General features: G+C 58.7%; 6 protein-coding genes. 2 read left to right on the top strand and 4 right to left on the bottom strand.

The window, feature by feature from the left end; translation table 11 throughout:
* From HOC_RS19820 to HOC_RS19800, 4 genes are all read right to left on the bottom strand, one after another.
* Positions 1 to 664: hypothetical protein (locus tag HOC_RS19820; protein ID WP_035541999.1), on the bottom strand; the 664-nt coding region annotated here is incomplete at its 3' end.
* Positions 665 to 858: 194 nt separating this feature from the next.
* Complete coding sequence (locus HOC_RS19815; RefSeq protein WP_051625154.1) at positions 859 to 1662, bottom strand: hypothetical protein; 804 nt, start codon at positions 1660 to 1662, stop codon at positions 859 to 861.
* A 747-nt stretch (positions 1663 to 2409) separates the two neighbouring features.
* Positions 2410 to 2772, bottom strand: a complete 363-nt coding sequence (locus tag HOC_RS19805; RefSeq protein ID WP_035541993.1) for a hypothetical protein — start codon at positions 2770 to 2772, stop codon at positions 2410 to 2412.
* A gap of 56 nt (positions 2773 to 2828) precedes the next feature.
* A complete protein-coding gene (locus HOC_RS19800) occupies positions 2829 to 3515 on the bottom strand; it encodes a M24 family metallopeptidase (protein ID WP_035541988.1) in 687 nt (228 codons plus the stop codon).
* Positions 3516 to 3717: 202 nt separating this feature from the next.
* Here HOC_RS19800 and hisF point away from each other — a divergent pair, with 202 nt between their 5' ends.
* The gene (gene hisF, locus HOC_RS19795) at positions 3718 to 4476 is read left to right on the top strand and encodes an imidazole glycerol phosphate synthase subunit HisF (protein ID WP_035541986.1); all 759 of its coding nucleotides are present in this window, start codon (positions 3718 to 3720) and stop codon (positions 4474 to 4476) included.
* 10 nt (positions 4477 to 4486) lie between these two features.
* On the top strand, positions 4487 to 4840 hold the full coding sequence (gene hisE, locus HOC_RS19790; protein WP_051625152.1) for a phosphoribosyl-ATP diphosphatase: 354 nt from the start codon (positions 4487 to 4489) through the stop codon (positions 4838 to 4840).
* The last annotated feature ends 66 nt before the right edge of the window (positions 4841 to 4906 follow it).

The raw sequence follows: 4906 nt of genomic DNA, 5'->3' as shown, positions 1-4906 counted from the left end.
ACCACAAGGGCGGGCAGACCGGACGGTTACCGAAGAAGTTCTGAAGTTTCTCGTTATTGTTCCAGAGCTCGACCATTCCGCCTTCATACAATGTAAAGGCGCCAAATGCCTTCGTCGCCGCAATCACCCCGGGCGCCGAAACATCATAGGCAAAGCTCGCATCGTCTTCGTTCAGCCCGGGATATTTCGCAACGAACCGCGAGCCGATCGTTTTCTCATAAACAATCTCGTTCGTCCGCCGGTCCACAATGCGATAGATCGCGTCCGTCTTGCCCGCAAAGTTGCGCCCGAATGCGTCTGTGTCGAGATCCTGAAATTCAATCTGGAGCGCATACCGCGCGCCCGCGCCAGTCCTGGCCATAAGGCCCGATTGATAAAGAGCGTCGCCAACCATAGGGCGGAAGAGTTCCTGATTGGGCTCTTCAAACAAATAGTCCCGCTGCGACATGCCACTGATATAGTCCAGAACAATCCCGTGCTGGAGACGATCCTCCGTGTACCATTTGACATAATGGGTGACGGGCAGGACGGGGCGCTGCATTTCAAGCGTGTCCTGCTGGTTCATGAAGCCGGGCAGGCCCATGGCCGCATTCTTTGTCGGCTGGTGGTTTGCACATGCCGTCAGGCACAATGCACCCGCTCCAAGAAGTATGGCCTTCAGCATTTCAATGCCCCCAATTGATTTCACTCAAAGGGGGATAATGTTTAAACCTTAAGAATCTTCTTCGCTGCGGGCAAAAGCTGCGCCCCCTGCCACCACAGCCCCGTAGAGTGGTGAGGCGCAGCCGTAACCCACCGGGCAAAATGCTCCATATGGAAGAAGTCGATATCAGTCTGATCAAAGCTCTTATTTGTTTACTATGATTTGTCAGATGCTGATATCGCAGCATCGTTGTTCGGAGAGAAAAAACTCCACAACTGAAGAGGCGCAAATACTATAGCTATAGCACTAGCGGCTACAGCCAAAACTTTGGCCGTTCTGCTTTCAAATAGTCGATCAAGCCGTGCCCCAAAAGTACGCGATTTTGTCCGCAATCTGTTCTTGAGAAATTTGTCCAGTACACGATGAAAGAAGCCGACCTTCGCCAAGGTTGAGTTGTGCATACGAATAAACTCACCCTTTTCAAAGGCCTCAACCTCTTCCTCCCCGGTGAGAAAGTGGCGATGCACACCACCGTTCATTTCCATCAGCGAGCGTAGCTTTGGATTGTCCGCATACCTTGATCCATATCGGTCTCCGATCATGTCAGACAGATTAATCCGCTGCTCTATCGGAATGGACGGCGGATTCTGCCCAGTCAGTTTGCGATATCGATGTTCCAAATGCTCGAAACCGTAGGTTAGGTTCCGCATATTCCAATGAATCCAGTGAGCTTGGCGACGGTCCCTGACAAAGTCATAAAACTGTTGCAGGAGCATTCTCTCCACTCTATCAAATTCAGCCTGTACTTCTTCACGGACTATGCCGAGTTCTTCAGCAATTGCGTGCGTAGAAAAGCTCAACGTTTGATCGGACAAAAAGTGATTCACTGCGATCGATGTGATGCGCGGCGAAAGACCTTCATTCTTATCGTACAAATTCTGACATGAGTAGTGAATGATGTAGAAGCGATCCGGATGCTTCTTTACCTTGTGAATAAACGTGTCACTTATTTTAGACATTATACTTCAACCACGATTTATCGATAACGCCGACCAAGATAGACTGGCGCCTTTAGATTGATTTATTGTTTATATTTTCTCGTAATGATAGATAACCCACGGCTGCACTATTAGCATCCGTGGGTTTATTTAATACTATCTAGAGTGACAGGCGCGTGAGCAGTAATAGCAGCCATCAACATTTGTGAAGTATTTTGCTGCCTCACGAACTGCAGGTTTGCAGTCATCAAAGTTTCCGAGATAAATTCGGTTTTGTTCGTAAGGTAGATGATCGCACGACAAATTATGGACTTCGTGCTCGCCGCCCGCTTGGGCATTTTTGTTTACATAATAGTAAGCCATTAAAGGCCTCCATATCCGAGGCCGAAGCTTGACGTAACAAATCACGCAGCTTAATGATTCGTTAACTGCTTCGGCAGTTGAGCTTCCGGGAGGGCATGGGACTGGGAGTCGAAATCTAGTACCCACGCCCTCTCGGGACACTACATACAGTGTCAAATTCATAGTTACCTCATTCGTTAACTACGAGTCCAGCGCTTCCCATAATGTTTTTTGTGCACCAGTGTTCATTAAACGTTCGCCAACACCTACCAGCGCAGCAACCGCTCATAAAACCCGCCCCCGGGTGCGCCCCGGTTCCAGCAGGTGCACTTCCGGAATCCAGTGGCGCGGGCGGCCGAAGGGGTCGGGGTCCGACAGGCGCGTGAGGTTGTTCGGGCTGATCCGCTGTCGGCACTTGTCGCCCGCCTAAACCAGCGCGCCCTTCAGCAATCCGTACCCGCAATAGACTATCCCGCAGCACCCGATGATCGCGAACGGCGCGGCCCAGAGCCGCCAGGCACGCCGGCTCATGGGCCACAGGCCGCGAATGTAAAAGAGCGCGACGGCCACGCCGAAGGCAATCGACAAGCCGGGCGGCTCCAGCGTCCGCCACAGGATCAGGGCCTGGAGCAGCATAAAGGCGCCCCAGAGAAAGGACGGCCGCCTTGGCCAGACCTGCGGCCTGGGCGCCAGTTTGCCGCGATAGTCGTCGCGCAGGCCGCCCGTCATCGTCGCACTGTTCAGCACGGCGCCGTTCTGGCCGAATTCAGGGGAGGACGGTCTTTCCATGCGAATCAGAAAAACATGACACCGAAAGGTTGTGAAGCCTTATTCGCCCCAACCCCCTACCAGCGCAACAACCGCTCATAGAACCCGCCCCATGTGCGCCCCGGTTCCAGAAGGTGGATTTCCAGAATCCAGTGGCGCGGGCGGCCGAACGGGTCGGGGTCTGACAGGCGCGTGCGGTTGTTCGGGCTGATGCGCTGCTGGTCCTTGTCGCCCGGCCACACGGCATGCGGAAACTCCGCCACGACATGGCCCGCAATCGCCCCGCCAAACACATAGCCATGCGCCTCGGCCATCCGGCAGGCCAGCGCATAGAGCGCCGCGCCCGTCATGTCCGGCCTTGCCTCCGCGCGCACCGCCTCGAACACGGTCTCCAGCGCGCCGACAAGTGCGTGCTTCGCCGCGCTCTCTCCGACTGCATAAGTGCGCCCGACATCCGCCTCCCATTCGGCAAATACCGGCCCGAGATCGACATAGACCGTATCCTCAGGCGCAATCACGCGCAGGGGCGGCGTGTCATGGAACGTGGTCACCGTATTGGCCCCCGCGCGCACATTGCACTGGTGCCAGTGGCGTTCGATGCCGAACGTCTCCAGCGCCAGCGCGGCAATGTCACCGTCCACCTCGGCTTCGCTGCGCCCCGGCGCAATGATGCTCGCCGCCTCGATCGCGTCGAACAGGGTCAGCGCCTTGTCTTCGGCCTCTATCAGCGCGGCCAGGCGCGCGTCATTTGTCAGTGATTCCATCGGCCAAACGTATCAACACACGTTTATATGTCAAACCGGACGGCGAGTGGGCCGGGAAGGGACACCGAAGGGGCACGGAATGGGCAGCGAGTGGTCAGGGAATGGACTCCGAAGGGACTCGCCATTCCCCGCGACGCCACGCGGAACGCCCCGATCGCGCCGCCCCCTTCCCTCCCATGCCCTTCCCCGCTACACGGCTCTCATGCTCAAGACCCGCATCATCCCCTGCCTCGACGTGAAAGACGGCCGCACCGTGAAGGGCGTCAATTTCGTCGACCTGCGCGACGCCGGAGACCCCGTCGCCCTCGCCCGCGCCTATGACGAACAGGGCGCAGATGAGCTGTGTTTCCTGGACATTACGGCCAGCCATGAAGGCCGCGGCACGATGCTGGATATCGTCACGCGCACAGCCGAAGCCTGCTTCATGCCGCTCACCGTCGGCGGCGGCGTGCGCAGCGTGGAAGACCTTGTCGCCCTCCTGAAAGCCGGCGCCGACAAGGTCGCCATCAACTCCGCCGCCGTGGCCGACCCAGGCCTGATCAGCCGCTGCGCCGCCAAGGCCGGGCGCCAGTGCGTCGTCGTCGCCATCGATGCGCGACAGACCGGAAATCATTGGGAAATTTTCACCAAAGGCGGCCGCGAACCGACCGGCATCGACGCCGTCGAATTCGCCATCGAGGCCGAAAAACGCGGCGCCGGCGAAATCCTCCTCACCAGCATGGACAAGGACGGCACCAAGTCCGGCTATGACATCCCGCTGCTCAAGGCCGTCTCCTCCGCCGTGAACATCCCCGTCATCGCCTCCGGCGGTGCAGGCCATGTGGATGACCTTGCCCCCGCCATCCTCAAAGGCGGCGCCAGCGCCGTCCTCGCCGCCTCGATCTTCCATTTCGGTGAAGCCACCATCGCCGACGCGCGCAAGGCCCTCGCCGCCGCCGGCGCGCCCGTCCGGCCCCTCTAGGAGCGCTGCCATGACCACCCCCCTCGGCCCCCTCGCCCGCCTCGCCGCCGCGCTGGAACATCTCTCCGGCACCATCGACGCGCGCGCCCTCGAAGGCGATGCCGGCACCAGCTGGACCGCCCGCCTCCTCGCCAAGGGCCCCGATGCCGCCGCCGCCAAGATCGCCGAAGAAGGCAACGAGCTGGCCGAAGCCGTCATCCGCGAGTCAGACGATAACGTGGCCTCTGAGGCCGCCGACGTAATCTACCATCTCATGGTCGGCCTGCGCGCGCGCGGCGTGCCCCTCGACGCCGTCGCCGCCAAACTCGAAGCGCGTCAGGGAACCAGCGGCATTGCCGAAAAGGCCTCACGCAAGCCGGAGTGAACCCTCACCTCCCGTCGCTGCGCGACGGGCCCCTCCTCTCCCCAAGGGAGAGGGGTTTGACCGGAA

The sequence above is a fragment of the Hyphomonas oceanitis SCH89 genome (genome assembly GCF_000685295.1).
Taxonomy (GTDB): Bacteria; Pseudomonadota; Alphaproteobacteria; order Caulobacterales; family Hyphomonadaceae; genus Hyphomonas; species Hyphomonas oceanitis.
The sequence above is the reverse complement of the archived record's forward strand: the minus strand, read 5'-3'. Positions and strand labels throughout refer to the sequence as shown.

What these genes read in the sequence shown, in the direction of transcription:
- HOC_RS19815 (WP_051625154.1), bottom strand. Translation starts at nt 1,662, where the DNA reads ATGTCTAAAATAAGTGACACGTTTATTCACAAGGTAAAGAAGCATCCG.
- HOC_RS19805 (WP_035541993.1), bottom strand. Translation starts at nt 2,772, where the DNA reads ATGGAAAGACCGTCCTCCCCTGAATTCGGCCAGAACGGCGCCGTGCTG.
- HOC_RS19800 (WP_035541988.1), bottom strand. Translation starts at nt 3,515, where the DNA reads ATGGAATCACTGACAAATGACGCGCGCCTGGCCGCGCTGATAGAGGCC.
- hisF (WP_035541986.1), top strand. Translation starts at nt 3,718, where the DNA reads ATGCTCAAGACCCGCATCATCCCCTGCCTCGACGTGAAAGACGGCCGC.
- hisE (WP_051625152.1), top strand. Translation starts at nt 4,487, where the DNA reads ATGACCACCCCCCTCGGCCCCCTCGCCCGCCTCGCCGCCGCGCTGGAA.